At 72.9% G+C, this 25,930-nt stretch carries 31 protein-coding genes; 10 read left to right on the forward strand and 21 right to left on the reverse strand.

Annotated elements, in window-relative coordinates; genetic code table 11:
• Position 1: 1 nt before the first annotated feature.
• Positions 2-307 (reverse strand): DUF3040 domain-containing protein, encoded by a 306-nt coding sequence (locus tag PH191_RS10960; RefSeq protein WP_274194593.1) that lies wholly within the window; start codon positions 305-307, stop codon positions 2-4.
• A gap of 92 nt (positions 308-399) precedes the next feature.
• Between PH191_RS10960 and glsA (PH191_RS10965) the strand changes: the two genes are divergently transcribed.
• The 3 genes from glsA (PH191_RS10965) to PH191_RS10975 are packed head-to-tail and all read left to right on the forward strand — an operon-like array spanning position 400 to position 2,643.
• Entirely contained in the window at positions 400-1,410 is a 1,011-nt protein-coding gene (gene glsA, locus PH191_RS10965; RefSeq protein WP_274194594.1) for a glutaminase A, read from the forward strand.
• Between the two features lie 35 nt (positions 1,411-1,445).
• Positions 1,446-2,450, forward strand: a complete 1,005-nt coding sequence (glsA, locus tag PH191_RS10970; RefSeq protein ID WP_274194595.1) for a glutaminase A — start codon at positions 1,446-1,448, stop codon at positions 2,448-2,450.
• A gap of 7 nt (positions 2,451-2,457) precedes the next feature.
• Entirely contained in the window at positions 2,458-2,643 is a 186-nt protein-coding gene (locus PH191_RS10975; RefSeq protein ID WP_274194596.1) for a DUF1707 SHOCT-like domain-containing protein, read from the forward strand.
• Here PH191_RS10975 and PH191_RS10980 read toward each other — a convergent pair.
• On the reverse strand, positions 2,612-2,920 hold the full coding sequence (locus PH191_RS10980; RefSeq protein ID WP_420791778.1) for a hypothetical protein: 309 nt from the start codon (positions 2,918-2,920) through the stop codon (positions 2,612-2,614). The genes PH191_RS10975 and PH191_RS10980 overlap by 32 nt on opposite strands.
• Positions 2,917-3,096 (reverse strand): PspC domain-containing protein, encoded by a 180-nt coding sequence (locus tag PH191_RS10985; RefSeq protein WP_274194597.1) that lies wholly within the window; start codon positions 3,094-3,096, stop codon positions 2,917-2,919. The genes PH191_RS10980 and PH191_RS10985 overlap by 4 nt, the downstream gene beginning before the upstream one ends.
• Positions 3,097-3,302: 206 nt before the next feature.
• Between PH191_RS10985 and PH191_RS10990 the strand changes: the two genes are divergently transcribed.
• Entirely contained in the window at positions 3,303-4,202 is a 900-nt protein-coding gene (locus PH191_RS10990) for an IclR family transcriptional regulator (RefSeq protein WP_274194598.1), read from the forward strand.
• Here PH191_RS10990 and PH191_RS10995 read toward each other — a convergent pair.
• From PH191_RS10995 to PH191_RS11060, 14 genes are all read right to left on the reverse strand, one after another.
• Positions 4,183-6,033 (reverse strand): sigma-54-dependent Fis family transcriptional regulator, encoded by a 1,851-nt coding sequence (locus PH191_RS10995; RefSeq protein ID WP_274194599.1) that lies wholly within the window; start codon positions 6,031-6,033, stop codon positions 4,183-4,185. The two genes, PH191_RS10990 and PH191_RS10995, sit on opposite strands and share 20 nt — an antisense overlap.
• Positions 6,034-6,191: 158 nt before the next feature.
• The gene (locus PH191_RS11000; protein ID WP_274194600.1) at positions 6,192-6,722 is read right to left on the reverse strand and encodes a bifunctional nuclease family protein; all 531 of its coding nucleotides are present in this window, start codon (positions 6,720-6,722) and stop codon (positions 6,192-6,194) included.
• Positions 6,723-6,733: 11 nt separating this feature from the next.
• Positions 6,734-6,991: a hypothetical protein gene (locus PH191_RS11005; RefSeq protein WP_274194601.1), complete on the reverse strand. Its 258-nt coding sequence runs from the start codon at positions 6,989-6,991 to the stop codon at positions 6,734-6,736.
• Positions 6,988-7,593, reverse strand: coding sequence for a hypothetical protein (locus tag PH191_RS11010; RefSeq protein WP_274194602.1), 606 nt, complete (start codon positions 7,591-7,593; stop codon positions 6,988-6,990). The genes PH191_RS11005 and PH191_RS11010 overlap by 4 nt, the downstream gene beginning before the upstream one ends.
• Positions 7,590-8,183: a hypothetical protein gene (locus PH191_RS11015; protein ID WP_274194603.1), complete on the reverse strand. Its 594-nt coding sequence runs from the start codon at positions 8,181-8,183 to the stop codon at positions 7,590-7,592. The genes PH191_RS11010 and PH191_RS11015 overlap by 4 nt, the downstream gene beginning before the upstream one ends.
• A gap of 34 nt (positions 8,184-8,217) precedes the next feature.
• A complete protein-coding gene (locus PH191_RS11020) occupies positions 8,218-8,931 on the reverse strand; it encodes a metal-sulfur cluster assembly factor (RefSeq protein WP_274194604.1) in 714 nt (237 codons plus the stop codon).
• Entirely contained in the window at positions 8,928-9,995 is a 1,068-nt protein-coding gene (locus PH191_RS11025; RefSeq protein ID WP_274194605.1) for an amidohydrolase family protein, read from the reverse strand. Before PH191_RS11025 ends, PH191_RS11020 begins: the two co-directional genes overlap by 4 nt.
• A gap of 19 nt (positions 9,996-10,014) precedes the next feature.
• A complete protein-coding gene (locus tag PH191_RS11030; RefSeq protein ID WP_274194606.1) occupies positions 10,015-11,043 on the reverse strand; it encodes an NAD(P)-dependent alcohol dehydrogenase in 1,029 nt (342 codons plus the stop codon).
• 29 nt (positions 11,044-11,072) lie between these two features.
• Positions 11,073-12,761, reverse strand: a complete 1,689-nt coding sequence (gene groL, locus PH191_RS11035; RefSeq protein ID WP_274194607.1) for a chaperonin GroEL — start codon at positions 12,759-12,761, stop codon at positions 11,073-11,075.
• Positions 12,762-12,882: 121 nt separating this feature from the next.
• Positions 12,883-13,206, reverse strand: a complete 324-nt coding sequence (locus PH191_RS11040) for an MmoB/DmpM family protein (protein WP_274194724.1) — start codon at positions 13,204-13,206, stop codon at positions 12,883-12,885.
• A 56-nt stretch (positions 13,207-13,262) separates the two neighbouring features.
• The gene (locus PH191_RS11045) at positions 13,263-14,453 is read right to left on the reverse strand and encodes a ferritin family protein (RefSeq protein ID WP_274194608.1); all 1,191 of its coding nucleotides are present in this window, start codon (positions 14,451-14,453) and stop codon (positions 13,263-13,265) included.
• Positions 14,450-15,508, reverse strand: coding sequence for an NADH:ubiquinone reductase (Na(+)-transporting) subunit F (locus PH191_RS11050; protein ID WP_274194609.1), 1,059 nt, complete (start codon positions 15,506-15,508; stop codon positions 14,450-14,452). The genes PH191_RS11045 and PH191_RS11050 overlap by 4 nt, the downstream gene beginning before the upstream one ends.
• A gap of 161 nt (positions 15,509-15,669) precedes the next feature.
• The gene (locus tag PH191_RS11055) at positions 15,670-17,322 is read right to left on the reverse strand and encodes a ferritin family protein (protein WP_274194610.1); all 1,653 of its coding nucleotides are present in this window, start codon (positions 17,320-17,322) and stop codon (positions 15,670-15,672) included.
• A 130-nt stretch (positions 17,323-17,452) separates the two neighbouring features.
• Positions 17,453-18,319 (reverse strand): IclR family transcriptional regulator, encoded by an 867-nt coding sequence (locus PH191_RS11060; RefSeq protein ID WP_274194611.1) that lies wholly within the window; start codon positions 18,317-18,319, stop codon positions 17,453-17,455.
• A gap of 361 nt (positions 18,320-18,680) precedes the next feature.
• Here PH191_RS11060 and PH191_RS11065 point away from each other — a divergent pair, with 361 nt between their 5' ends.
• From PH191_RS11065 to PH191_RS11080, 4 genes are read left to right on the forward strand one after another with little or no spacing between them, the layout of a single operon-like run.
• Entirely contained in the window at positions 18,681-19,220 is a 540-nt protein-coding gene (locus PH191_RS11065) for a DUF2505 domain-containing protein (protein ID WP_274194612.1), read from the forward strand.
• A complete protein-coding gene (locus tag PH191_RS11070; RefSeq protein WP_274194613.1) occupies positions 19,220-20,122 on the forward strand; it encodes a nuclease-related domain-containing protein in 903 nt (300 codons plus the stop codon). Before PH191_RS11065 ends, PH191_RS11070 begins: the two co-directional genes overlap by 1 nt.
• A gap of 1 nt (position 20,123) precedes the next feature.
• Positions 20,124-21,311, forward strand: a complete 1,188-nt coding sequence (locus PH191_RS11075; protein WP_274194614.1) for an MFS transporter — start codon at positions 20,124-20,126, stop codon at positions 21,309-21,311.
• A complete protein-coding gene (locus tag PH191_RS11080) occupies positions 21,308-21,841 on the forward strand; it encodes a GIY-YIG nuclease family protein (protein ID WP_274194615.1) in 534 nt (177 codons plus the stop codon). Before PH191_RS11075 ends, PH191_RS11080 begins: the two co-directional genes overlap by 4 nt.
• A 39-nt stretch (positions 21,842-21,880) precedes the next feature.
• On the opposite strand, the gene PH191_RS11085 is transcribed toward PH191_RS11080, so the two are convergent.
• Both PH191_RS11085 and PH191_RS11090 read right to left on the reverse strand, forming a co-directional pair.
• Positions 21,881-22,204, reverse strand: coding sequence for a TraR/DksA C4-type zinc finger protein (locus tag PH191_RS11085; protein WP_274194616.1), 324 nt, complete (start codon positions 22,202-22,204; stop codon positions 21,881-21,883).
• Complete coding sequence (locus PH191_RS11090; protein WP_274194617.1) at positions 22,201-23,109, reverse strand: diacylglycerol/lipid kinase family protein; 909 nt, start codon at positions 23,107-23,109, stop codon at positions 22,201-22,203. The genes PH191_RS11085 and PH191_RS11090 overlap by 4 nt, the downstream gene beginning before the upstream one ends.
• 77 nt (positions 23,110-23,186) lie before the next feature.
• On the opposite strand from PH191_RS11090, the gene PH191_RS11095 reads away from it, so the two are divergent.
• Together PH191_RS11095 and PH191_RS11100 are read left to right on the forward strand one after the other, a co-directional pair.
• Positions 23,187-23,897: a DsbA family protein gene (locus PH191_RS11095; RefSeq protein WP_274194618.1), complete on the forward strand. Its 711-nt coding sequence runs from the start codon at positions 23,187-23,189 to the stop codon at positions 23,895-23,897.
• Position 23,898: 1 nt separating this feature from the next.
• Entirely contained in the window at positions 23,899-24,714 is an 816-nt protein-coding gene (locus tag PH191_RS11100) for a cytochrome c biogenesis CcdA family protein (protein WP_274194619.1), read from the forward strand.
• Between the two features lie 65 nt (positions 24,715-24,779).
• Here the strand turns inward: PH191_RS11100 and PH191_RS11105 are convergent, their stop codons facing one another.
• Both PH191_RS11105 and PH191_RS11110 read right to left on the reverse strand, forming a co-directional pair.
• Positions 24,780-25,430: an HAD family hydrolase gene (locus PH191_RS11105; protein WP_274194620.1), complete on the reverse strand. Its 651-nt coding sequence runs from the start codon at positions 25,428-25,430 to the stop codon at positions 24,780-24,782.
• 19 nt (positions 25,431-25,449) lie between these two features.
• Positions 25,450-25,917: a CinA family protein gene (locus tag PH191_RS11110; RefSeq protein WP_274194621.1), complete on the reverse strand. Its 468-nt coding sequence runs from the start codon at positions 25,915-25,917 to the stop codon at positions 25,450-25,452.
• Positions 25,918-25,930 lie beyond the last annotated feature (13 nt).

A 25,930-nucleotide genomic window follows, 5' to 3' on the forward strand; every position in this document is an offset into this window, starting at 1 on the left:
CTCACATGGGGGGTCGGTCGCCCTGGCCCAGGGCCCAGGCGATGAGGGCCACGGGCACGACGACGATCACGAGCGTCGCGACGCCCGCCAGCACCCAGGGGCCGGGCACGAGCAGCAGGGCGACGCCGATCACCGCGAGCGCCGCGGCCACCAGCCACGGCACGCGGCCCCCGCGACGACGGGGCCGCGCGCCCATCCGCTCGGCGAAGGCGGGATCGGCGGCCGACTCGTGCGCGGCGAGCTGCGCCAGGGCCTGCCGCTCGCGGTCGGTGAGCGGGCCGGGACGGGGCTCGGGCAGGCGTTCCATGGCGGGACCTCGGTGCGGGACGACGTCGGTGTCGAACGCCACTGAGCATGCCCCGGATCCCCCCGCAGCGCACCCACCGGACGGGAGGGAGGATGCCGATCGTGGTGAGCGATGCCGAGGAGGCGCTGGTCCAGGAGCAGCTGGAGCAGCTGCACGATCACCATTCCGAGGCGCACGAGGACGACATCGTCTCGATCGCCCTCCCCGCCGCCGACGGCGAGGAGGACATCTTCGGGCTGGCCGGCACGGCCGTCGACGGCACGCAGTGGACCGTCGGCGACTGCGAGCACCGGTTCGCGCTGCAGTCGATCTCGAAGATCGTGACCTACGCGCTCGCGCTCGAGGACAACGGCCGCGAGGCGACCCTGCGCCACGTCGGCGTCGAGCCGTCGGGCGACCCGTTCAACTCCATCACCTTCGACGACGAGCACCAGCGCCCGCACAACCCGATGATCAACGCAGGCGCGCTCGTCGCGGCCTACCTCGTCGCGGGCGACTCGCCCGAGGAGAAGGTCGCGCGGATCCTGGACCGGCTGCGGGTGTTCACCGGCGTCCCGGACCTCGTGGTGGACCGCGACCTGCTCGCCGACCAGCTCGTCTCCGCCGACCGCAACCTCGCGATCAGCTACCTCATGCGGTCGCTGGGCATGATCTCCGGCGGCATCGAGGACAACCTCGCGGTGTACCTGTCGATGTGCTCGGTGAGGGTCACCACCAGCGAGCTCTCGGCCCTCGGCGCGACGCTCGCGAACGGCGGGGTCAACCCGCTCACCGGCGAGCGCGCGCTCGACACCCGCCACGTCCGCGACGTCGTCAGCGTGATGATGACCTGCGGGATGTACGACGCCACCGGCGAGTGGGCCACCGACGTCGGCATCCCGGCGAAGAGCGGGGTGTCGGGCGGGATCGTCGCGGTGATGCCGGGACGCCTGGGGCTGGCGACGTACTCGCCCGGTCTCGACGAGCACGGCAACTCCGTGCGCGGCCAGGCGGTGTTCCGCGAGCTGTCCGAGCGCTACGGGCTGCACATGTTCTCGTCGCCCGACCAGACCCGCTTCGGTCGCCTGCGCCGCACCGGAGGGCCCCGCCTCACCCGGGTCTGACCCGCGTGTGACGCGCGGCGGGCACAATGCCGCTCGTGGTCGCCGTAGGAGAACGGGAACTCGTCCGACAGCAGCTCGACGAACTCCACGAGAAGTACCGGCTGACCGGCGAGGACGAGGTGGTCAGCTTCTACCCGCCCGAGGCGGAGGCCGACCGCCACCTCTTCGGGCTCGCCGGCACCAACGTCGACGGGACGCAGTGGCAGGCGGGCGACTGCTCGGTGCCGTTCCCGCTGCACTCGGTCTCGAAGGTCTTCACCTACGGGCTCGCCCTGGAGGACAACGGTACGGAGGAGACCCTGCGCCACGTCGGCGTCGAGCCCTCCGGGGACCCGTTCAACTCGATCACCTTCGACGAGATCCACCACCGGCCCCACAACCCGATGATCAACGCGGGGGCGCTCGTCGCGGCGAGCCTCGTGGCCGGCAAGGACGTCGACGAGAAGGTCGACCGCATCCTGGAGCGCTACCGCGTCTACGCGGGGAACCCCGCGCTCGCCGTCGACCAGCGGATCCTGCGCCAGCAGCTGCGCAGCAACGACCGCAACCTGGGGCTCTGCTACATCATGCGCTCGCTCGGCATGATCGACGGCGACATCGACGAGGTCGTGGAGACCTACCTGTCGGCCTGCTCCATCACGGTGACCGCCGCCGACCTCAGCGTCATGGGCGCCACGCTCGCCAAGGGCGGGATCAATCCGTTCACCGGCGAGCGCGCGGTCGCCCGCGAACACGTCCGGAGCATCGTCAGCGTGATGATGAGCTGCGGGATGTACGACGCGGCGGGCCAGTGGGCCAACGAGGTCGGCATCCCGGCCAAGAGCGGCGTCTCGGGTGACATCGTCTGCGTCCTGCCCCGCTACTTCGGGTTCGGCGTCTACTCGCCGGGCCTCGACGAGCACGGCAACTCGGTGCGCGGGGTGAACCTCTGCCGCGAGCTGTCGGCGACCTTCGGTCTCCACGTGTTCGCCGACCCGGCGGACTCGCGGTTCGGCCGGGTCGCGCAACCCACGGAGGCGGGCGTCCCGGCCGAGGGATGATGGGGCCGTGCAGAGGGACGTACGGGCCTCGGACGCGGAACGCGAGCTCACCGTCGAGCGGTTGCAGCGGGCCGTGGGCAACGGACGGTTGAGCATCGAGGAGTTCGACGACCGTGCCGCCCGGGCCTACGCCGCGCGCACCCGCGGTGAGCTCGCGGACCTCACCCGCGACCTGCCGGGGAACCTGTGGTGAGCGGCTCCGCGACGGCGTCGATCGCCCGCTGCACGGCCGCGGTGTCGGTCCCGGCCTGACCTGGCCCGTCCTGACCCGGCTCGTCCGCCGGACCCGGCTCGTCCGCTGAGGCCGGCCCGGCTGCCCCGGGCGCGGAGGCGGCCGCGGGGGCGCCCGTCGTGTGCTCGAAGAACCGCAGCAGCTCCACCGGCAGCGGCATGACCAGCGTCGAGTTCGTGTCCGACGCCACGTCCGTGACGGTCGGCAGCAGCCGCAGCTGCAGGGCCCTCCTGATCACCGCTTCGGCATGATCACCCAGAGCGCGATGTAGATGATGAACTGCGGGCCCGGCAGCAGGCAGGACAGCACGAACAGCAGTCGCACCACCCCCGCGGACATGCCGAACCGCTCCGCGAGCCCGGCACACACCCCCGCGATCACTTTGCCGTGCTGCGGTCTGGTCAGCGTGGCCATGACGTCTCCGTTCCTCGTGCGGCGGGACCGTCCCCGCCGTCACCTCCGACACTCCCCCAACGTCCGGGCGCCCGCCCCGGTGCCCGACCCCCGGGTTCGACGGGGTGCCGTGACGGCACCCACGGGGGTCCCGCGCCCCCACCCGGTCGGGCGCCGTCCCACATTGAGACAGGTGTCACCCCTCCGGCGGTCCTAGATTCAGGCACGTGGACGACGACGGTGTGTCGACGGGCGGCGGCTCGCGGTCTCTGAAGACCGCGGCCACGGTCCTGCGCGCGCTGCGTCTGCTCGGCGACCACCCCGCGGGCCTGTGCGCCGCGGAGCTGGCCGAGCGCCTGGGCAAGAGCGCCTCGACGGCGCGATACATGATCAACACCTTGTGCGAGGCCGGCTACGCCGAACGCGACCGCTCCGGTCGCGTGCGGCTCACCGAGGCCCCGCCCTGGGGCCGGTGGGGTGCCTCCCCGAGTCCCGTGCCCGGCGATCCCGACCCGGGTGCCGTGCTCGCAGAGGCGACCACCGAGCTCTACCGGCGCACGCGACAGAGGTCCTACCTCGTGCGCCGCACCGGCACCCTGGTGGCCACGGTGACCGACTCCCGTGGCCATCAGGGCCTGGCCAAGCTGCCCGGCCTGGGGACGCACGTCCCGCCGCACCACGCCCACGCGCTCGCGATGACCAAGGTGCTGCTGGCCACGTCGCCGGCGTACCGCGAGGCCATCGCGGCCGAGCAGCTGACCGACCTCACGCACGCGACGATCACCGACCAGGCCGAGCTCGGCGCCGAGCTGGAGCGGGTGTGCCGCGACGGGATCGCGCTCGACCGCGAGGAGTACGCCGAGGGCCTCGCGACGATCGCCGCCCCCGTCGTCTCGCCCTCCGGTGCCGCCACCGTCGCCCTGGGCCTGTCGTGCTCCGCGCGGCGCCTCGCCACCGACCACGACGAGCTCGTCGACGCCGTGCACGAGGTGGCGCGGTGGGCGAGCGAGCAGTGGGCGGGCGAGGGGACGCCCCCCGCGGCGCTGCGCGGCGGGCCGGACGGCTCGGTCGCGGCCGAGGACGTCGCCGACGACGAGGACCGCCTGGTCAGCGGCCGACGTCGGTGATCCCGAAGGCCCGCAGCCGGCGGTAGAGCGTCGCGCGGCCGATCCCGAGGACGGCCGCCGCCTGCGACCGGTTGCCGTTCGCCTCGACCAGCGCGGACACGATGAGGTCGCGCTCCGCGGCCTCGAGCGGGGTCAGACGGCGCCGGGTGCCCGAGACCGCGAACTCCCCCGGGAGGTCGGCGGGGGTGATGTCGCCGGCGGGCCGCGCGGCGAGGGCGCGGCGCAGGACGTCGGCGAGCTGCGTGACGTTGCCCGGCCAGCGGGCCCCCGCGAGCAGGGCCGCCGCCTCCGGGGTGCAGCCGGCACGCCGCGCGGGGGCGAGCCGGGCGAGCAGCGCGGTGGCGAGCAGCGGGACGTCCTCGGGCCGGCGGCGCAACGGGTCGACGAGCACCGAGGTGGCGAACCCGGCCAGCACCTCGCCGATCTGGCCGTGCTCCGGGGTCCGCTCGGCGGTGACGAGCCCGACCACCCACCAGGTGGGCGGGACCTCCTCGAGCAGCGCGGTGAGCGCGCCGGCCCCGGCGGCGTCGAGCGCCTCGGCGTGGCGGATCGCGACCGTGGCCGCGCTGCGGCTGCCCTGGGGCGAGGCGGACGCCTCGGAGGCGTATCCGGCCAGGACGACCGCCGCCTCGGGGTCGGACCCGTCGACGGTGACCCAGCGGGCCGTCGGGCGCATCTCGCCGTGCACGGCCCGGACCGCCGCGGCCTTGCCGGTGCCCGGCTCGCCCAGCACCACCGTGCTGCGCGCCGCCGACGCCGCCGTCCGCAGCGCCCTCGCCGCGGTGCGCCAGGCCCGGGAGTCGCCGGCGAGCCCGGCGAGCGGCCGGTCGAGGCCGGGCCCGGGGTTGGGCAGCGCGCTGCTGCGCGCCGGGGCGGGCGGCGCCGGCAGCACCCGGTGCAGGGGTTCCTCGCGGCCGGCGAGGCGCAGGTTGCTGCGGCTCGGCACCACCTCGATGACCACCCCGACGGGGCGCCCGGTGGGCACCGGCGTGATCATCAGGCGGGCGGGGCCGTCGGCGAGCAGGACGCGTTCCTGCCACGGCCGCGCCCCGGTGCCGACGTCGATCGCCCGCATCGTCACCTGGTCCTGGTCGCCCGCCGGCAGGGCCCGCGCGGCCCGGTTGGCCATGACGATGTCCTCGGTGACCGCGAGCACCGGGCCCCGGGCCCGCGCACACGTCGCGCGGAACGCCGCCATGACCCGGCGCACCCCGGCGCCGCCGCGCTCGCGCAGGACGTCCTCGATGTCGGTGGCCGCCTGGTGGGCGAGGAAGCGCATGAGGTCGTTCGCCTCGGCGCGCAGGCACGTGACGTCGAGGATCCCGGCCAGCGCGCCGTCGGGGCCGCGGACGGGCGCGCCGGCACACGCGAAGGCCTGCAGCCGCTCGCTGAAGTGCTCCGCGCCGACCACGAGGGCCGGGGTCGCGCCCTCCAGGGACGTGCCGACCCCGTTGGTGCCGGCGAACTCCTCGGCGTAGCTGAAGCCCGGGGCCAGGGAGATCTCGTCGAGGCGGCGCTGGAGCTCACCCTCGCCGACGCGCCGCTCGAGCACCCGCCCGTCGGCGTCGGTGAGCACCACGGCGACCGACATCCCCGACAGGCGCTCGGCCAGGTCGTCGAGGACCGGGCGGGCGCAGTGGGTGAGGCTGCCGTCGAAGTCGAGGTCGGGCTCGTAGGGCAGGGCCAGCTGGGTGGCGTCGACGCCGGCGTTCCGCGATCGCTCCCAGGAGTCGACGATCTCGGGCCGGACCACGCCGCGGGCGTTCACGGAGCCGCGGTCGACGAAGTACTCACGCGCGCGGTCGAGGGCGCTCCGGGAACGTCCGTTCATCGGCCACCTCGCCATCCGACACCACTCGATCGACCCGACACCGTGAGTGATGCGCAACACGGCATCGTACGGCGCGAACGGGCTCCGCAGGGGGTTTCGGGGTGTCTCGGATCGAGACGATGTCGCAGGTCAGATCGCTTCATCCCGGACGGGCCGGGTCAGCCGGGGTCACGACCCTCGGCATCCGGCGCACCGGGCGGCCGCCCGAAGTCCTGGGCGGTCGCCTCCTCGAGGAACGCGCGCATCCGCTCGACCTCCTCGGCCGCCTCGCGCGCCGGCTCGGGACGGTCACCGCCGAGCGCCGAGAAGGACTGGCCGACGGCGTCGAGCACGGCGTCGGCGACCTCGATGCGCAGGGCCTCCCGGACCGCCACGGCCAGCACGTCGCTGGGACGCGCGGGCAGGCGCGTCCCGTCGTCGAGCACCAGCTGGGCGTGGAAGCGGTCGTCGACGAGGTCGGTGATCTCGGCGTGGTCGAGACGCCGGCCGAGGATCCCGGCGAGGTCGGCGATCAGGTCCTGGGTGAGCCTGCCGTCGTCGTCGGTGACCGCCGAGCGGAGCCCCCGGTCGATGACCTCGGCCTGCGGGCCGCGCACCGACACGACCAGGCACCGGTCGGCCTCGTCCTCGACGAGCAGCGCCAGCGGCTCGCGGGTCATGCGGTGGACCGCGAGCCGCGCCAGGCGCATGGCGACCACGGTCAGTCCCGCCCGGACGGGGGCGAGTCGTCCACCGGGTCGAACGCCGCCCGCACCGCGGCGAGGTCCGCCCGGACCCGCGCGGCGTCCTGGCCCTCGCCCCACGACGGGTCGCCCGGGGTGATCCCGAGGGTCGCCAGCAGCTCGGCCGCGGCCGCCGACGGGTCGCCCGCCTCCCCGAGCACCGGGTGCAGGCCCTCGTCGGCGAGATGGCGGAAGACCAGGTTGACGACGGTCCAGGGGTTGTACTTCTCGATCATTCCTCGCTCCCGGGGGTCTCGGTGAGCTCGACCTCGTCCAGGGTCTCGAGCTCGACGGGGCTCAGGCTGCGGGTGCCCTCGAGCACCGTCGCCTGGTGTTCGGCGATGCGGCCGTCGACCAGCTGGCTGAGCCGGTAGGCGATCGCGCCGGTCTGGTGCACCGACACGGTGTCGGGCAGGGCCTGGCGGGTGGAGGTGATGGCGACGCCCTGGGGCGTGCCGTCGGAGACGGCCACCCCCACCTCGAAGGTCTCGCGCGGATTGGTCGCCGGGTCGGCGTAGTGCTTCTTGAGCTGACGGAGCATCTGGTGCCAGGCGAGCACCTCGCCCTCGAGCTCGAGGCCCTCGACGTCGGCCTCGACGAGGCCCATGCCGCGGCCACCCGGGGCGAAGCACCGCGAGTAGGACAGCAGCGCGGTGGTCCACAGCGACTCGACGACGGTGGCGTCGGGCTCCGGGACGCTGAGCTGCTGCACGAGGCGCTCGCAGCACAGCAGCGTCATCTGCAGGTCGTCGAAGATCGCGGCGAGGTCGGCGAGCGCCGCGGCCGCCGGGGATCCGATGCGCCGGACGGTGCGCGGGGTCTCGCTGGGGGCGGTCATGCGGCGGTCTCCAAGCGAGCGGGGGATGGGGTCGGGACGGGACGGCCCTCGTCGAGCACCTCGTCGAGGGCGGCGTCGAGCAGGGCGACGAGCACGATGTCGCGTTCGGGCGACGACGGCGGGCCGGAGACCGCGACCACGTGGTGCAGGGCCGCGACCAGCTCGTCGAGCGCGGCGACGCCGCGGGCGGCCCGCACCCACCGCGGGAGGCGGTGCACCAGCGCCCGGGGCACCACCGCGCTCCGGATCCGCTGGTGGCGACGGGCACGGGCCAGGCGCCGCGTCGCGACGCGCTCGCGGGGACGCCGGGTGAGCACGGTCTCCGCGGCGACGCCGACCAGGCGCCAGGTCAGCGCCGGGTCGTCGCTGTCGGCGAGGACGAGGGCCTCGGCCCGGCGCAGCAGCGCCGTCCGCCCCTCCGGCGAGCAGTGGTCGTCGACCTGGGCGGCCAGCGCCGCCACGGCGGGGTGCGTACAGCGGGGCCACGCCCGGAACGCCTCCCCCGCGAGCATCGAGACGTGCTCCATGAGGCAACGGCCGGCACCGGGGTCGTCGTGGCCGGGGTCCAGTGGCACCGGGTCAGACGGCATGACGGAAGCCTCTCCTCTCGGCGGGACCCTGTGGTCAGAGCCCGTAGCGGGCAGCGAGCTGACCGCGGCAGATGCTGGTGTTCGCGTCGACGCCGACCTGGTAGCTGCGCGCCTTGCGCAGGTGCAGCGGGAGGTCGTCGATCCCGACCGCGCGGCCCACGGCGTCGACCACCAGGGGTGCGTCGTCCCCGGCCGGGATGCCGAGCTCCCGGCGGCGGGCCCGCAGCCGGGGCAGGTCGTCGCTCGGCGGGGCGTCCCCGAGCGTCATCGTCACGAGCGCCTCCGGCGTCGTCCCCGCCCGCACGAGCGGACGGACGACGAGGTCGGTGCCCGCCAGCATCGCCCGCTCGGTGAACGAACGACGCAGGTCGTGCAGCTCGTCGACGGCCTCCCCCACGGCCGAGCCGGCCATCGACGACACGAAGCCGGCCCGCGCCGCCACGCCCGAGTTGATGGCCTCGGAGGCGAAGTGGTCGAGCAGCTCGACGTCGACGTCGGTGAGGCCCGGCACCTGGGACACGGCGTCCCACGCGTCGGCGACCATGAGGAACGCGAAGTTCGGGGCGCAGAAGTAGGTGGGCAGGCGCAGGCGCACGTGCGCGACCCCGTCGTCGGACACCGAGGCCGACGCCACGAAGTCCAGGCTGACGACGTCGGTGTCGAGCTCGGGATCCCGCACCGTGCGCAGCGCCTCCCACACCCCGTCCACCGCGGAGGCGGTGGACGGGGTGTCGGAGGTGACGGTCATGCCTGGGCCACCGACCGGTCCTCGACCAGCTCGGCGTCGTCGGGCGACGCCGGGGCGGAGCTCTCCGGGGAGATCTGGCACTCCGCCGGGACCTCGATGCCGTAGAGCTTGGCCGCGTTCAGACCGAGGATCTTCTTCTTGCCGTCGACACCCAGACGCGGGTAGTCGGCGAACTCGTCACTCTCGGGCATGGTCCAGTCGACGAGGCCCTCGACCTGCCACTTCGGCTCCCAGATGTTGTAGTCCGAGCCGAAGGTCATCTTGTCCTCGCCGACCCAGAACAGCAGCTCGCCCATGACCTTGGCGAAGAAGCGCGGGCGGGCGTGCATGAGGCCGCCGACGACGACGGACAGCCCGGCGTAGACGTTGGGCTCCTGCGTCGCCATGAAGCAGAAGTCCTCGATACGCGGCAGGCCCACGTGCTCGACGATGAAGTTGAGACCCTGGAAGTCCGTGGCCGCGTGGTCGACGTCGGAGACGTCGAACGCGTCCTTGTCCAGGGGCCAGATCGTCGGGCCCTTGTGGACGTGGACGTTCTTGATGCCGAGCTCCTGCGCGCGCTCCAGGAACCGGTAGGCCTCGGGGTCGGTCAGCTTGTAGCCGCGGGAGTCGCCGTTCCACTCCGCGGTGTAGAGCTTCGCGCCGATGGACCCGTACTTGCGCACGTTCTCCTCGAACTCGCGCATGCCGGCGTCGCCGTCACGCGGGTCGAAGCGCGTGTTGACGATGAACTTGCCGGGGTACTTCTCGGCGAGGTAGCCGTTCTGCTCGGTGGTGTTGAAGCCCTTCTTGTACCACTCGCGCAGGTAGGTCGACTGGAAGATGGCCACGTCGACGTGGCCCTCCTCGAACTCCTCGCGCATCAGCTGCTCTTCGGAGACCTTCTGGAACTCCTCGATCGGCTGGTGCGTCTCCGCCGGGCCGAGGCCCTGGTAGGCGTGGAAGCACTCGATCCAGCCCTTGGCGTACTGCTCGGCGCCCTCGACCCAGTTCTCCGGCGACGCGTCCCAGAAATGCATGTGGCTGTCGACGATGAAGTACTTCTCGCCGTCCTTCTCGTACATGTGGTGGTGTCCTTCCTGACTACGGGACCAGGATCGCCCGGCCGCGGACCTTCCCCGCGTCCAGGTCGTGCAGAGCGTCCAGCGCCGAGTCGAGCGAGTACTGCACGGTGTGCAGCGTGACCTTTCCGGCCTGGGCCAGGACCATCAGTTCGGTGAGGTCGTTGTACGTCCCGACGATGTTGCCGATCACGTTCTTCTCGCCCGCGACGAAATCGAGCGTCGGGGCCTGGAACTGTCCCCCGTACCCGAGGACGAACTGGTAGCCCGCCGGCCCGGTCATCTGCCAGGCCTCGAGCTCGACGCCCTGTTCGGCGACGAAGTCGAAGACGACGGTGGCGCCGCCGCCGGTGAGCTCCTGCACCTCGCCGACCTGGTTGCCGTCGGCCACGACCGTCTCGTCGGCGCCGATCTGGGAGGCGAGCTTCAGGGCGTCCGGGTTCTTGTCCACCACGATGATCTTCGTGGCGGTGAGCGCGGCGAGCGCCTGGACGGCGATGTGGCCGAGGCCGCCGGCCCCGATCACGACGGCCGTGGTGCCCGGGTAGAGCAGCGGCACGGCCTTGCGCACCGCGTGGTACGCGGTGATCCCGGCGTCGGCCAGCGCGGCCACGTCGGCCGGGTTGGTGTCCGGGTTCAGCTTCACGCAGGCCCGGGCGGTGGTCCGCAGGTACTCGGCCATGCCGCCGTCGTTGTTCGACAGGCCCGGGAAGAACGCGTCCCCGGTGCACTGCATGTCCCGGCCCGCCCGGCAGGCGAGGCACAGCCCGCAGGACGGCTGCGGGTGGAGGATGACCGTGTCGCCGACCTTGACGTTGGTGACGGCGTCGCCGACCTCGTGCACCCACCCGGCGTTCTCGTGGCCGATCACGTAGGGCAGCGACGGGTTCTGGATCGCCTCCCAGTCCCCGTTCACGATGTGGAGGTCGGTGCGGCAGACGCCCGCGCCGCCGATCTTCACGATGACGTCGAGCGGCCCCTGGAGCTTGGGCTCCGGGATGTCGTCGATCGACGGGTCCTTCTTGTACTCGTGCACCCGCACGGCCTTCACGACTGTCTCCTCTCGGCAGTGATAACGAGTCAGCCCATCGACGGGCCGAGGCCCAGCGACTGCGGGGTGCTGGAGTCCGGCGGCGGCTGGGGCAGGCCCTCGTCGAGCTGGCCGAACTCTGTCATGAGTGACTTGTTCCAGGGGGTCTGTTCCTCGGCCACCAGGGAGTTCGTGGTGAGGATGAGACCCGCGACCGAGGCGCCGTTCTGCAGCGCCGACCGCACGACCCGCAGCGGGTCGATGATGCCCAGCTCGAGCATGTTGCCGAAGCGGCCCTCGAGGGCGTCGAAGCCCTCGTCGACGCCCAGGTCGCGGGCCTGCTTGACGACGTCGGCGCCTTCGTAGCCGGCGTTCGTGGCGATGAGGTTGGCCGGCTCGGAGAGCGCGGCGCGCACGATCTCGGCGCCGATGCGGCCGTCGCCGGTCAGCCCCTCGAGGTTGTCCAGCGCCCCCTCGGCGTGCAGCAGTGCCGCGCCGCCGCCGGCCACGATGCCCTCGGCCATCGCGGCGCGCGTGGCCTGCAGGGAGTCGTCGACGCGGTGGCGGACCTCCTTGAGCTCCGCGTTCGTCGGGGCCCCGACCTGCAGGATCGCGGCCTTGCCGGAGAGCCGGGCGATGCGCTCGGAGAACCAGTCCTCGTCGGTGCCGATCGTCGTGCGATCCATCTCGGCGCGCAGCTGGGACAGGCGCACCTCGCGGGCCGCGGGGTCGCCGCCGCCACCGATGATCGCCGTCTGGTCGCTCGTCGCGCGGACCTGCCGCGCCCGGCCGAGGTGCTCGACGCCCATCTGCTCGATGGAGAACGCCGAGGCCCGGGAGAACACCTGGCCGCCGCAGAGCGCGGCCATGTCCTCGAGGAGGTGCACGCGCTTCTCGCCGAAGCCCGGGGCCTGGATGGCGGTGGTCTTGAGGTGCCCGTTCACATGGTTGTGGACGAGCATCTGGAGCGCGGAGCCGTCGACCTTCTCGGCGATGATCACGAGCGGCGCGGGGTTCCGCATGATCCGCTCGAGCATCGGCATGAGCGTGCGGACGTCGGAGATCTTCTCGGCGGAGAAGAGGATGTACGGGTCGTCGAGCACCGCGAGCATCGAGCCCGGGTCGGTGACCAGGTACGGCGAGACGTAGCCGTTGTCGAACTCGAAGTCCTCGACGAAGTTCACGTTCAGGCCGATCATCGGCCCGTCGTCGACGGTGATGACGCCGTCGTCGCCCACGGTGTGCAGGGTCTCCGCCACCACGCGGCCGATCGCGTCGTCGTCGTTGGCCGAGATCGCGGCGACCCGGGACAGCGCCTCGACGTCGTTCACCGGGTGCGCGACCGAGGCGAGGTGCGCGACCACACGCGCCACCGCGGCGTCGATCCCGCGCTTCACGAGCACCGGGTTGCCGCCCTGGCCGATGGCCTTGAGGCCCTCGCGGACGATCGCCTGGGCGAGCACGGTCGAGGTCGTGGTGCCGTCACCGACCACGTCGTTCGTCTTGACGGCGGCTTCCTTGAGCACCTGGGCGCCCATGTTCTCGAACTGGTCGCGCAGGTAGATCTCCCGCGCGATCGTCACACCGTCGTTGGTGACCTCCGGCGTACCGGTGATCTTCTCGAGGATGACGTTGCGCCCCTTGGGCCCCAGCGTGGATTTGACCGCCTCGGCGAGCTGGTCCACTCCAGCCTGGAGAGCCCTGCGCGCGTCGGCGCCGAATCGCAGTTCCTTGGCCATGTCCTCACTTCTCCGGTGCTCAGGGGCGCGAACGGGGAGTCATCGGGTGCTGCGGTGGAACGGCCACCGGGCCGTCGCACGCCCGCCCCGTGCGAGCGTGCGACGACCCGGGGCCGCGGTGCTACTTCTGGTTCACCACCGGGGGCAACATGTCGCCGATGAACTCGGCCGCCTCCTCGAGATTCCCGAACATGATCGTCCGGTCATCCATGTGGATCATCTTCCCGTAGTGGGTCGACATGTTCTCCTCGAACTCGGCGGCGTTGTAGAAGTCGGGGTCCTCCCCGAGCGCCTCGGAGATGTCCGCGTACACGAAGTCCATGCGACCCACGCAGTCGACACGGATCATCGAGGGGAGGTGCTTGACCGTCACGTTCTCCTGGCGGTCCATCACCTCCGCCACCACGACGCCGACCTGGTTGTTCATCAGGGTCACCCCGGCCATGCCGGACTCGGTGTTGTCCTGCTTGAACGGACTCTCGGCCGTCTTGAAGCTCTTCGTCACTGGTTCAGCTCCTTCGGGGTCTCGAGCCCGAGATCGGTGAGGATCCCGGCGAATCGGTTCTTGGCCCGGTCGAGGCTGTCCTCGAATCGCGGAGGCTTCGCGTCGGGCTGCGACCAGAGCGGCTGCATCGTGCGGGCCGCCTCGATCGCCAGCGGCACCCAGTGCGCCAGCCAGCCGTTGAAGATCTCCTTGTTGTGGTCCGCGAACTCGCGGTCCTGGGTCAGGGGGGCGAACGCGGCCACGGTCCAGCGCAGGTCGCGCTGGGCGTAGTCGTACTCGCCGGAGCCCATGACCGTCGGCGTCACGTAGTCGCCGTTGCCGGCCGCCGACTGCATGACCAGGCCGGACCGGAAGAGCTCGCCGAGCAGCGACTCGAACACGATGTTGGTGGCGAAGATCATCTCGCCCCAGTCGTTGTCCACCGCCGTCAGCGCCTCGACGACCCGACGGACGCCCTGCCACTCCGGGTCGGAGTTCCACGCCTCGATGTGCGCGGCCCCGTCGAAGCCCTCGATCTCCTCGGTGAGGGTGAGGTTGTACAGCGCGAGGTCCTGGGCGAAGCGGATCTTGTGCTCGCTGTTCACGGCCATGACCGTGTTGTGCATGTTCGTCGGCCCGCTGCGGTTGCAGGCGGCGAAGACGTACAGGCCGAGGATGTGCTCGATGTGCATCCAGGCGCCGACGTTGCGCTCGACGAAGCGCACCCAGTTCGGGGTCCACTGCTCGAACGCCTTGCTCTGGCGCGCGTTCTCGACGTTCTGGGTCACCTGCCGGACAACGTTGGCGTTGTACCGGTACATCGTGAGTTCCCACTCCTCGTTGGGATCACGGAACTCGTGCCAGCCGTGGGCCGGCCAGTCGGCCACGTGGCGCCCGCCGGAACCGGGGCCGCGCTCGGGCTCGGGGTCGTCGACACCCCACGCCTTGAGCTTCGTCCAGGTCAGCGGGTAGCCGGCCGATCCGTCGGCGAAGCCGTAGATCCAGCCCTGGGAGAGGTAGTGCCGCGGGTCCGGCTGGACCTCGACGGTGACGTCCTCGTAGTGGGTCTGCTTGCGCTTCGCCGGCTTGAAGTAGTTGTAGCGCCGGGCCGAGGGCCCCGAGTCGGGGAACTCCTTGGCGCCCGCTTCCGCGTCGGTGAAGACGGGCTTCGGAACGCTCCGCTCCGGACGTTCTTCGGTGCTGGTCATGAGGTGCCCTCGTCCTCCGGCTCTCCAGTGGTGGTGAACTTGTCGTAGAAGATGTTCCGGGTGTCCATGCCGCGCTGCGTCAGAAGTGCGATCGCCGCGTCGACCATCGGCGGCGGTCCGCACACATAGGCGTCCATGCCTTCGAGGTTCGGTTCGCCGTCCCGCACCACCTCCGTGATCAGGCCCGTCGCCCCGTCCCAGTCGTCACCGTCGTGGTGGGACAGGGCAGGGACGTACTTGAATCCCGGAATCTTCTCCTCGAGGGCACGCAGTTCGTCCTCGAAGCACAGGTCGCCCTTCGTGCGGGCGCCGTAGTAGAGGCGTGCCTTGCGGTCGCCGTCCTTCTCCGCGAGGGCACGCAAGAGGCCCAGCATGGGAGCCATGCCGGCGCCGCCGCCGATGAAGACGATGTCCGACGTCCGGTTCTCGCGGAGGGTGCACGTGCCGAACGGCGCCTCGACCTCGAGGCGGTCGCCGATCGACACCTTGTGCTCCAGGAACTGCGAGAACGCCCCGTCGGGGTAGATCTTGATGACGAACTCGAACACGCCTTCGCGGTTCGGGAGGTTCGCCATCGAGAACGACCGGACCTCCCCGGTGTCGGGGACGGTCAGGTCCATGTACTGGCCGGGGAAGAACTTGATGTCCTCGCCGGCGATCTGCTTGACCACCAGGTGGCGCATGTCGTGGGTGACGGCGTCGTTCGCCAGCACCTCGACGGTGCCCTTCCGCAGCGGCAACCCCGACCGGATGATCTCCTCGTCGTAGTTGAGGAGCTCGATCACGAGGTCGTTGTAGGCGTGGGCGCGGCAGAGGAGTGTCTGGCCCTCCTCGCGCTCCATGTCGGGCAGGGCGAAGGTGGAGTACTTGTCGAGGTCGATGTCGTCGATGTCGCCCTCGAGGACGAAGGACTTGCAGGCGGCGCACTGGCCTTCCTTGCAGCCGTGCATCAGCTGGAGGCCCTGCTCGGAAGCGGCCCGCAGGATCGTCTGGTCCTCGTCGACCTCGATCTCGATGCCCACCGGCTCGAAACGCACCAGGTGCTTGTCACCCATCGATGGCCTCTCCGTTCGGGAGTCAGATGCCGATATCCGGACGAAACGGTCGGTCGCGGCCGGACGAGGGCGTGAGGGATCGAGGGAGGGCCGGGTTCCCCCGGCCCTCCCTGTCACCTCACCGTGCTACTGCGTCGTGCACACGCGTCGGACCACCGGCGTCAGCTGGTCGCGTCGGCCGGGCGGCCGGCGGGACCCTGACGGTTGTAGTCCGCCACGAACGCCTCGCGGTCCGCATCGCTCATCTCGTTGAGGATGACGTTCGGGCTCGCGACCGGGCCCATCCGACGAAGGTGGTCCGTGGTCCACATCTTCTTCGGGTCGAGGTCCAGGTGCGGCTGTGCCGTGAGGGTCTTGCCGTCGTCGCGGACGAAGCCCATGTCCTCGACGACGTCGGCCCAGTTCCAGCCGTGGTAGAGCGTCTCCCACTCGCGGTGACCCACGAGCTTGCCCATGTTCGGGGTCTCGCGACCCTGGTACGTGGGCCGGAAGGCCTCGGCGTCGGTCCAGCGGCAGGCCTCGTGGCAGTACGTCCGCCACTGGCCGTCCACCTTGTCGACGACCATGTCCTCGCGCACCAGACACGGGACCATGCAGGTCCAGCAGCGGTGCGGGTACACGTAGTCGACGTCCTCGGCGACGATCGGGTGGTGCCCGTTCGGCCGGGACAGGCGGTTGTAGTTCTCCCACCACTTGCCGTACTTGTCGTACCAACCCGGGTACTTGTACTCGAACCACTCGAAGTCGTCGTCGGTCATGCCGTCGATGCGCCAGTAGTTCGCGAGCCACCCGGTGGCGAAGAACTGGGCCACCTCGTGCACGTAGCCCTTGTTCCAGATCTGGTTCCACGACTCCTCGATGAGGTCGTGGGGGATCACCAGGCCGTACTTCTCGAGCGGCAGCAGGTAGGCCCGGTAGTAGTCGTCGTAGATCCAGCGACGCCACATCTCCGCGTAGGACTCACGGTCCTTGCGGCGGTCCTTCGTGCCGTACTCGATGAACGTGCCGATGGCGGCGTCCACCACGCGGTGGTTGTTCCACCACGCGTAGCGCAGGTCGCGCTCGAGCAGCTGGCGGTTGTCCTCGTCGGACAGCGCCATGAGGAGCGTGGCGTAGCCGTTGGAGATGTGCCGCGACTCGTCCGACTGCACCGAGTGGAACACCGTCGGCAGCAGGTAGTCACCGTTCGCCGCCGCCTCGGCCGGCATGGCCACGAACAGGGTGTTCGTGAAGGCCGTCTCGGCGACGATCGTCAGGTAGATGCTGGCCGCGGTGATCGCGTCACCGGTGATGAACCCCTCGGCGAACTGACGGCCGATGGTGCCGCAGTAGTCCGAGTGGAAGTTCCGGAGGGTGTTGTTGAAGCCCGCCGGGTCGATGTAGTTGTTCATGTACAGGCGCTTGAGGTTCTGCTGGATCGTGCTGTGCCGAACCTCGTCGATCATCTGGATCGCCTGGCCGTTGTGCAGTTCCGGGTTCGGAACCGCCTGGAACAGCATCGGCATCGACCGTGCGGCCGAGATCTCCGGCAGTGGGATGATCGAGAGGAACAGCTTCTGCCACTCCAGCCAACGCTCCTGGACCTGGCGGAACATGTTCCCGCGGATCGCACCGTCGGACGCGCCGTAGACGCGGTTGTCCTTCTCCTCCTGCATGGGGAAGTAGGACCGGAGGACCTGCTTGAGCGGGTCCTTCTTGGCCGCCTTACGGAACGTGTAGTCCGTCCCGTACTTCATGTACGGCTCGTGGTACTGCGGCTCCCAGGAAAGTTCCTGGATCTTCTGGTGAGCCTTCGCCAAACTCTGACGGCTCATCTCTTCTCCTTGTGGAGTTCCAGCTCGGCCTACGGGGTTCCGCAGCCGTGGTCCGTGGTGGTGGCCGGCACCCCCTGGTGAGGGGCGACGGCACGGCCGGCGTCGTGTCCGGTCGCGCGTGCGAGAGGGGTCAGTGCCCCCCGGGGACGGGATCGGCGGGCCGAGGTGGCGGGAGGTCGGTGTCGGCCTCGAGCCAGGATCGGGTGGCGGTGGTGGCGACATCGCGGACCGCGCCGGTGAGCTCGTCACCGTGGGTCTCGAAGCGGCGCGCCGGGGTGGAGATCGCGATGCTCGCGGCGACCCGGCCCTCGGGATCGAAGATGGGGGCGCCGATGCAGCAGAAGCCCTCGGCGTACTCCTCGCGGTCCACCGCGTAGCCGCGGCGGCGGACCCGGGCGAGCTCCAGCTCGATGGCCGGGGTGCTCGTGATCGTGGTGCCCGTGAAGGACGTGAGGTCCCGCTGCTCGCGCAGACGATCGGCGCGGGCGCCGGAGGAGGCGACGAGGGCCTTCGTCACGGCGAGCGCGTGGGCCGACGCGAGCGGGATGCGCTCGGTGAGGTCCGGGATGCGGGCGAGGCCCTGGTGGCCGCGGGCGTCGACGATCACCGTCGCGTCGTCGTCCTCCCAGCGGGCCAGGTAGGTGCGCTGGCGGGTGCGCCAGTAGAGCTCGGTGACCGCGTCGGAGAGCCGCTCGGGCAGCTCGTAGCGCGTCAGGTCGTCGCGGGGAGCGGGGTCGCCCCACGCCTCGCCCCACGGCGGGGACTCGTGGAGGCGGACGGTGCCGGACTGCTTGTCCCGCACCGCGTAGCCCTCCTGGCAGAGGGTGTTGAGCAGGTACCGCGCCGTCGCGGTGCTCTTGCCGAGCTCCGCGGCCAGGGCCTCCGGCGTGATCCCCTCGGGCGAGGCACCGAGGATCCGGAGGGCGGACAGCGCCTCGGCGGCGGTCTTGAGGGAGCGGCCCCCACCGACACCGCGGGCAGGGCGCGGTTCCGTCATGGTCGCTCCCTCCCGTCGTCGGTGGACCTTGCTCCGACCGGCCGCTCGCTCGCCGTCCTGCGATGGCCACTGAACGCGGTCGCGGACCTTGTGGTCAACATCACGGTTAACGCGTGCAGCATCTGCAATCGCCGCTGACCGCACGGGGTGCGCCGTTGCTCGCCGACCGCTCCGTGGACCGCCTGCGACGGGCGCGCGACGGGCGGTGCGGCGACCGACGTGGGGCCGGGGGCATCCGGGGGAACGGTGCTGCGGCCGGCCCGCGCGTCCCGGCGCTCGGTGGACGCCGGGGCCGCCCGGTCGGGGGCCGTCCGCGCCGTGTCCGGGAACGGACGGCCGCTGACGATTAGGGTCGATCCACGTGAGCACCCGGCTGGCGCTGAGTCGCGACTACCCGCACGGCGTGCCCGCCTTCGCGGCCGCGCTCGCCGAGCCCGACTTCCACCGCGTCAAGCTCGACGTCGACGGTTCCGGGCGCATCGAGGTGATCGCGTTCGAGCGCCGTGACGCCGACGCCCGCGACGGGGAGGGGGCGCGGCGCGTGCGGGTCGTCCTGCGCCAGCCCGTGCCGCCCGGCCAGGTCCCCGCGGTGCTCGAGCGGATGCTCTCGGGGATCCTGGTGATCGAGCGCACCGAGGAGTGGACCCTCACGCCCCGGCGCTGCGACGGCCGGGCGCACGTCGCGGTCCCGGGCACGCCGATCACCGCGGCGGGCACGATGGCCGTCGTCCCGCAGGGCGCCGACGGCACCCGGCTCTCGATCGACCTCGACATCACCGCGGCCGTCCCGCTGCTCGGCGGCGGCATCGAGCGCACCGTCGTGGCCGGCATCCGCGGGCTCACCGGCAGCGAGCACGACCGGATCTCGCGCTGGCTCGTGCGCGCCGAGCAGGCCGGCTGATGCCGGCCCGCCGCCGTCGCCGGCTCGGGGCCGACCGGCTGTACGTGACCTCGGCCGACGGCCTGCCGCTCGGGCACCTCGACCTGTTCAGCCGCGTCGCCCACGACGTCCCCGCCGGGTACCGGGAGACCTTCGTCAAGGAGGCCAACGCCTGGCTCTGGCAGAACAACATGCCGCCGATGGGCAGCCCGAGCGAGGTGGCCCCCGAGCCCCCGCCCGCACTCGGCGCGGGCGTCGAGCCGCCGGAGGGCGGGTGGGACCCGGGCGTCGACGACCTCGCCCTGCGCCGGCCCGGGCACGGGCTGCTCGACGAGGCCGCCCAGGCGCGGGCCACGCGCGGACCCGACGCCGACCGCCCGCTGCGCCTGCGGGCCGACGGCCAGCACGCCGTGGCCGAGGCGCTGGGCAAGCTGACGCGCCCGCCGGCCCTGCGGCGCGGGCGCGGCGCCCGCTGGCGGATCCTCCACCGGGTGCCGATGGCGTTCGCCGAGGGCGACGTCGTCCTCGACCACGTCGTCGTCGGACCGCCCGGCCTGTTCGTCATCGAGGTCGTCAACATCCCCGGCGGCCGGGTGGTCGTGGAGGACAACAAGCTCGACCTCGCCGGCACCTCGATGGACCTGGAGCGGCACCGCCGCATCGGCGCGGAGGCCGCCGACCGCGTGTCGGTCGCGCTCGCCCGCGCCGCGGGGGCCGCCGAGACCCTGGACCCGCCCGCGGTGCACCCCGTCATCGCCGTCGTCGGCGCGATCCTCGCCGGCGACGGACGCCACCGTGGCGTCACCGTGACCCGCGTCGGACAACTGCCGCGCCTGCTCACCGCGTTCGGGGACCCGCTGTCCGACCTGGCGGTCGCGCAGACCTACGAGGTGGCCCGCCGGTCGGTGACGTGGAGCCCGTGACATGACCCCGGTGACCACGTCCCTGCGCCGAGCGCGGGTCGCGGTCATCGGGATGTTCGTCGTCAACGGGGCGACCTACAACAGCATCGTCCCGCGGCTGCCGAACATCCGCGACGACCTGGGCCTGTCGAACGCCGCGCTGGGCACGGCGATCGCCGCCTTCCCCGCCGCGGCACTCCTGTTCGGGGTGCTGGCGGGCCCGCTGATCGCGCGGGTGGGCAGCGGCCGTGCCGGCGCCGGGGTGGGCCTGGCGGGCGCGGTGCTGCTGCCCGCCGTGGCGCTCGCGCCGTCCTGGCTCGCGCTCGCCGCCGCGCTGTTCGTGCTGGGGCTGACCGACGCGTGGGCGGACGCCGCGATGAACGCCCACGGGCTGCGGGTGCAGACCGGCTACGGTCGCTCGATCGTCAACGGTCTGCACGCGGTGTGGAGCATGGCCGCGGTCGGTGCCGGCCTGCTCGGCGCGGCGGCGGCCGGGCTCGGGGTCCCGCTGCTCGTGCACCTCGGGGTCGTGGCGGTCGTGCTGGTCGGGGTGTCGGTGCTCGCCTGGCGGTGGGCGCTGCCCGGGCCGGAGCCGGAGGCCGAGCACGAGGACGGGGCCGCCCGCCAGGGCCCGTGGCGCGCCGTGGTCGTCGCCGCGGGACCCCTGCTCGCGCTGGCCGCCCTGCTCGTCGCCTCGGGCGGCATCGAGGACTCGGCGGCGTCGTGGGGCGCGATCTACGTCCGCGACGACCTCGGCGGCGGCCCGTTCGTCGCCGGCCTGCCGTTCGTCGCGTTCCAGATCGCCATGACCCTCGGGCGCCTCGCCGGCGACCGCGTCGTCGACCGCTTCGGCGGGGTGGCCGTGGCGCGCGCGGGCGCGGCGCTGGCCGCGGTGGCGATGTCGACGGCGCTGCTCATCGCGCACCCCGTCGCCGCCGTCGTCGGCTACGCCCTCACCGGGCTGGGCGTGGCGACGCTCTTCCCGCTCGGGTTCGCGGCGGCGGGCCGCGTCCCCGGGGTGCGGCCCGGCGACGGGATCGCCGTGGTCGGGTGGCTCGCGCGCCTGGGCTTCCTGACGTTCCCGCCGCTGATCGGGCTCGTCGCCGACCGCGTCTCGGTCGGCGCGGGGCTCGTGCTGGTCCCGATCGCCGCGGTGGCGGCGATGCTGCTGGCCGGGGCGCTGCGACCGGCGCGCACACTGCGGACGTGACCGTCACCGACGCCGTCGCCGCCCTGTCGGCCCCGCTCGCACCCCTCGACGAGACCGTCGCCTCGCTCGGCCGGGACCCCGGGCTCGTGGCGTGGTGGGGCGCCGGCGTTCCGGTGTCGGGTCCGGCGCACCCCGTCGACGACGCCTGGGTGCTGCTCGAGGTCGGTGACGCGACGATGCTGCGCAACCGCGTGACCCGCCAGGACCTCTACCGGACCGGCGTCTCGACGCTGCGCAAGACGCTCGCCGGGCTGCTGCTCGACGACCTCGGGCTCGCGCCCACCTGGGCCGCCGAGGTGATCCTGCCGCGCGCCGACGAGGACCGGCTGACGGAGTGGATGCGCGCGCACCTGCGGCTCACCGTGACGGTGCGCGAGGACCGCACGCTGCTGCTCGGGCCGGTGCGCGACGCGATGGCCCCGGGGCTGCGCGACGACCGAGAGCCCGCCCGGTCCGCGCTCGCCCGCTTCGACGCGGCCGCCGGCGAGCGCCCCGTCCGCGACCCCTCGGTCCCGTTCCGCCGCCCCTGACCCGTGAGCGAAGTTCCCGGCTATGGCCGGGAACTTCGCTCACGTACAGGTGACGCACGTGCGCGCGGCGGGGCGGGCCTCGAGGCGCTCGGGGGCGATCGGGCGTCCGCAGCGCTCGCAGACCCCGTAGGTGCCGGCGGCCACCCGCGCCCGGGCCGCGGCGAGCTCGTCGAGGTCGCGGCGCGCCCCCGCCAGCAGCGCGGCCGCCTGCGCCCGCTCGTAGGCGATCGTCTGGCCCTCGGGGTCGTGCTCGTCGTCGCCGGAGCTCGCCGACGCCGTCTCGACGATGCCCGCGAGCTGGGCCGTCAGCGCCACGACGCGCGCCCGTGCCTCGCTCTCGGCCTCGTCCAGCGGACCGGTCATACGACCGTCGCCAGGGCTCCCGGCGCGATCGTCACGGTGACGGAACGGTCGGCGGGGAGGTCGAGCACCTCGCCGTCGACCTGCACCGGCATCGGCTTGAGCGTGGTGAACGCGAACCGGTCGGTGTGGGGCTGGGGCCCCAGCCCGCGCACGGCCGCCCGCACGGCGAAGGCCAGCAGCCGGAGCCGCGACCGGTGCGGCAGCGTGATCACCTCGAACTGCCCGTCGGCCGGGTCGCCGTCGGAGAGCGTCGCGTACTTCGCCATCTCGGGGATGTTGGCGAGGATGAGGCTGTCGAAGCGCCGCGGCCCCTCCCCCTCGACGTCGACCGCGAAGGGCTTGAAGCGGGAGAACGCCCGGAGCGTGGTGATGACCTCGCGGATCGACCCCTTGCCCCCGCGCTCGATCTCGAGCGCGACGGTGGGCGTGATCCCGAGACCGAAGTAGGAGTGCGCCCAGCGCGGCCCGTCCTCGCCGGCGATCTCGATGCGCATCAGGTCGAGGCGCCGCACGTCGCCCGCGGCGATGGCCTCCACCAGCGGGCGCTCGCGCGTGGCGCGGCGGTGGTCGTTGGCGTTGCCGGCCGCGTGCACGGCCGTGACGGCCGCGGAGGTGGTGCCGTCGCCCGCGGCCATGACGCCCTCGACGACCTCGTGGTAGCCGCCGTCGCCGCTGACCGACACCACGAGCGCCCGGCCCGCGCGGGCCTCCTGCTCGGCGATGACCCGCGCGTGCCCCGCGTACTCGGTGGGGACGGCGACCACCTCGAGGTGCGGCGCGGCGTCCGCCAGCTCGGACCTCGCGCGCACCGCGCGCTGGGGGCCGTCGCCCGTGCTCTCCGGGTTGTAGACGAGCACCACCCGCTCGTAGGCGGGCACCGGGGACGGTTCGGACGGCAGGGCCACACGCCGAGGATACGGCGCGGACGCCGACGGACGGCGCAGCGCGCGCGGCCACGTGCCCACCGTGGGACGGTCGGGCGATGAGCACCGGGCCCGGCACGCGCCGTCGCGCCGTGATCGGCGGCGTGATCGCCCTCGTCGTGCTCGCCGTGCTGGGCGTGCCGTTGCTGCTCGGGACGGGGCCGTCCCCGCCGACGTCCCGGCCCGGCGAGGTCACCCGCGCCCCGCGGGCGCAGGCCCGCCTCGACGTCCCGCGCCGGGAGGCCGGCGACCCGCTCGCGCTCGGCCGCCCGGACGCCCCGGTCGTCATGGCCGAGTGGGGCGACTTCCAGTGCCCCTTCTGCCGGCTCTTCGCGACGACGACCGAGCCCGAGCTGATCCGCCGGTACGTCGACGCCGGGCTGGTGCGCATCGAGTGGCACGACTTCGCCTACCTCGGCCCCGAGTCGGTGCTCGCCGCCCGCGCGGCGCGGGCGGCCGCGCGCCAGGACCGCTTCTGGGAGTTCCACGCCGCGCTCTACCGCGACCAACCGTCGGAGAACCGGGGTGCGGTCACCGAGGCCTCGCTGGCCGCGACGGCCGCAGGACTCGGACTCGACGTCGACCGCTTCCGCCGCGACGCCGCCGACCCGGCGATCGCCGATGCCGTCACCGCCGACCAGGAGCTGGGCGCGCGGCTCGGTGTGGGCGGCGTGCCGAGCTTCGTCGTCGGCGACCGACTGATCTTCGGTGCGCAGCCGCTGGCGACGTTCACCGCCGCTCTCGACGACGCGCTGGCCCGGGCCCGCTGACGTGCTCGACATCGGCTACCTCGCCGCCTTCGTGGGCGGGGTGCTCGCGCTGCTCAGCCCGTGCAGCGCGCTGCTGCTGCCCTCGTTCCTCGCCTACGCCGTCGCCGGACGTACCGAGCTCCTCGCGCGCACCGGCGTGTTCACCCTCGGGCTGCTCGTCGTGCTCGTGCCGCTCGGCGCGGGCTCGTCGGCGCTGACGGGGCTGCTCACCGGGCACCGCGCGACCGTCGTGCTCGTCGCCGGGCTCGTGGTCATCGCGCTCGGCGTCGCCCAGATCCTCGGCGGCGGGTGGGCGTTCGCCCCCGCCGCGCGCGCCCAGCAGGGCCTCGCCCGCCGCGGCACGTGGCTGGCGACGGCCGGGCTCGGCGCGGTCTACGGGCTGGCCGGCTTCTGCTCCGGACCCATCCTCGGCGCGGTGCTCACGGTCGCCGCGGCGAGCGGGCAGCCCCTGCGCGGTGCGGCCCTGCTCGCGGTCTACGCGGTGGGGATGACCGTGCCCGCGTTCGTGCTCGCCGCACTCTGGGTGCGCTTCGACCTCGGACGACGCCGCTGGCTGCGCGGTCGCGAGTTCCGGGTCGGCCCGCTGCGGCTGCACACCACGTCGACGATCTCGGGGCTGCTGTTCGTCGGGATCGGCGTCCTCTTCCTGGTCGCCGACGGCACGGCCGGGCTGGTCGGTGCCGACCCCGCGACGTCCGCCCGCGCCGAGGACGCCGTCGCCGGGCTCGGCGCCCGGGTGCCCGACGGGCTGCTGCTCGTCGTCCTGGCGCTGGTGGTGGTCGCGGTGACCGTCTGGCGGGTGCGGCGGGCGCGGTAGGTCAGGGCATCGGCAGGTCAGGGCATCGGCAGGTCAGGGCATCGGCAGGTCAGGGCATCGGCAGGTCAGGGCATCGCCAGCACGTGCTCGACCGCCTCGGGCAGCGTCGCGACGGCCGGGGCGACGGTGCGCAGGTCGGCCTCGTGGTGGGTGGAGTGCTCGGCGACGAGCACGCAGGCGCTGCCGACCGCGGCGGTCGCCGCGGCGTCGTCGAGGGTGTCGCCGACCAGCACCACCCGGGCCGGGTCGAGGCCGAGCGCGTCGAGGTGGGCGGCCAGGGCCGCGGCCTTGCTGCGGCCGTCGTGGTGGTGGTCGCCGTCGACGCGGGCGAACCAGTCGTGCAGGCCGCGCCGTCCGAGCGTCGCGTGGAGCTCGTCGTGGGCGAGCATGCTCAGCACCGACTGGCCGAGCCCGGCGTCGGCGAACCGCTCGAGCGCGTCGGTGGCGCCGTCGGCCAGCGGCAGGCCGGGCTCGACGCCCAGGTAGTGCGACCCGAACGCGGCGTTGGCCCGCGCCCACTCCGCGTCGTCGACGGGACGTCCGACGAGGTCGGTGTAGAAGTCCCGCAGCGGCCGCCGGAACGTCGACCGGTACCGCTCCAGGTCGAGGCCCGGCTCGACGCCCATCACCGCGAGGCTCACCGCCGTGGCGTCGACGACGGCGTGCACGTCGGCGAGCAACGTGCCGTTCCAGTCCCAGATGACGTGCTCGACCACGCCACCATGATCCCTCGGATCAGGTGCCGAGGTGGTCCAGCAGTGCCTGGAGGGAGCGCTCGCGGGTGCACCGCAGGACCTCCTGCGGGTCGTCGGTCCCGAACTGCTCGACCCACGCCTGGGTCTCGCCCCGGTCGTCGACCGCGAACCAGACGGTGCCCGGGGGCTGGTCGTCCTGGGGCTCGGGCCCGCCCGCGCCGCTGACCGCGAGCGTCAGGTCGGCGCCGAGCATCCCCGCGGCCTTCTCGGCCATCGTCCGCACCGCGGGCTCCGACACCACCGGACCGTCGGGCACGCCGAGCGCCCCGTGCTTGGTCGTCCGGTCGTACGCCACGACCCCGCCGCGGAACCACTCGCTCGAGCCGGGCGACGCGGCGAGGTCGCTGCAGACCAGCCCCCCGGTCAACGACTCGACGATCGCCACCCGGCGTCCGTCCCGCGACGCCGCCTTCGACACCGACTCCGCCAGCTCCTCCGGATCCGCCATGCACGGGGCCTTG

Origin of the sequence: Actinomycetospora callitridis (assembly GCF_028737265.1) — a bacterium.
Classification (GTDB): Bacteria; Actinomycetota; Actinomycetes; order Mycobacteriales; family Pseudonocardiaceae; genus Actinomycetospora; species Actinomycetospora callitridis.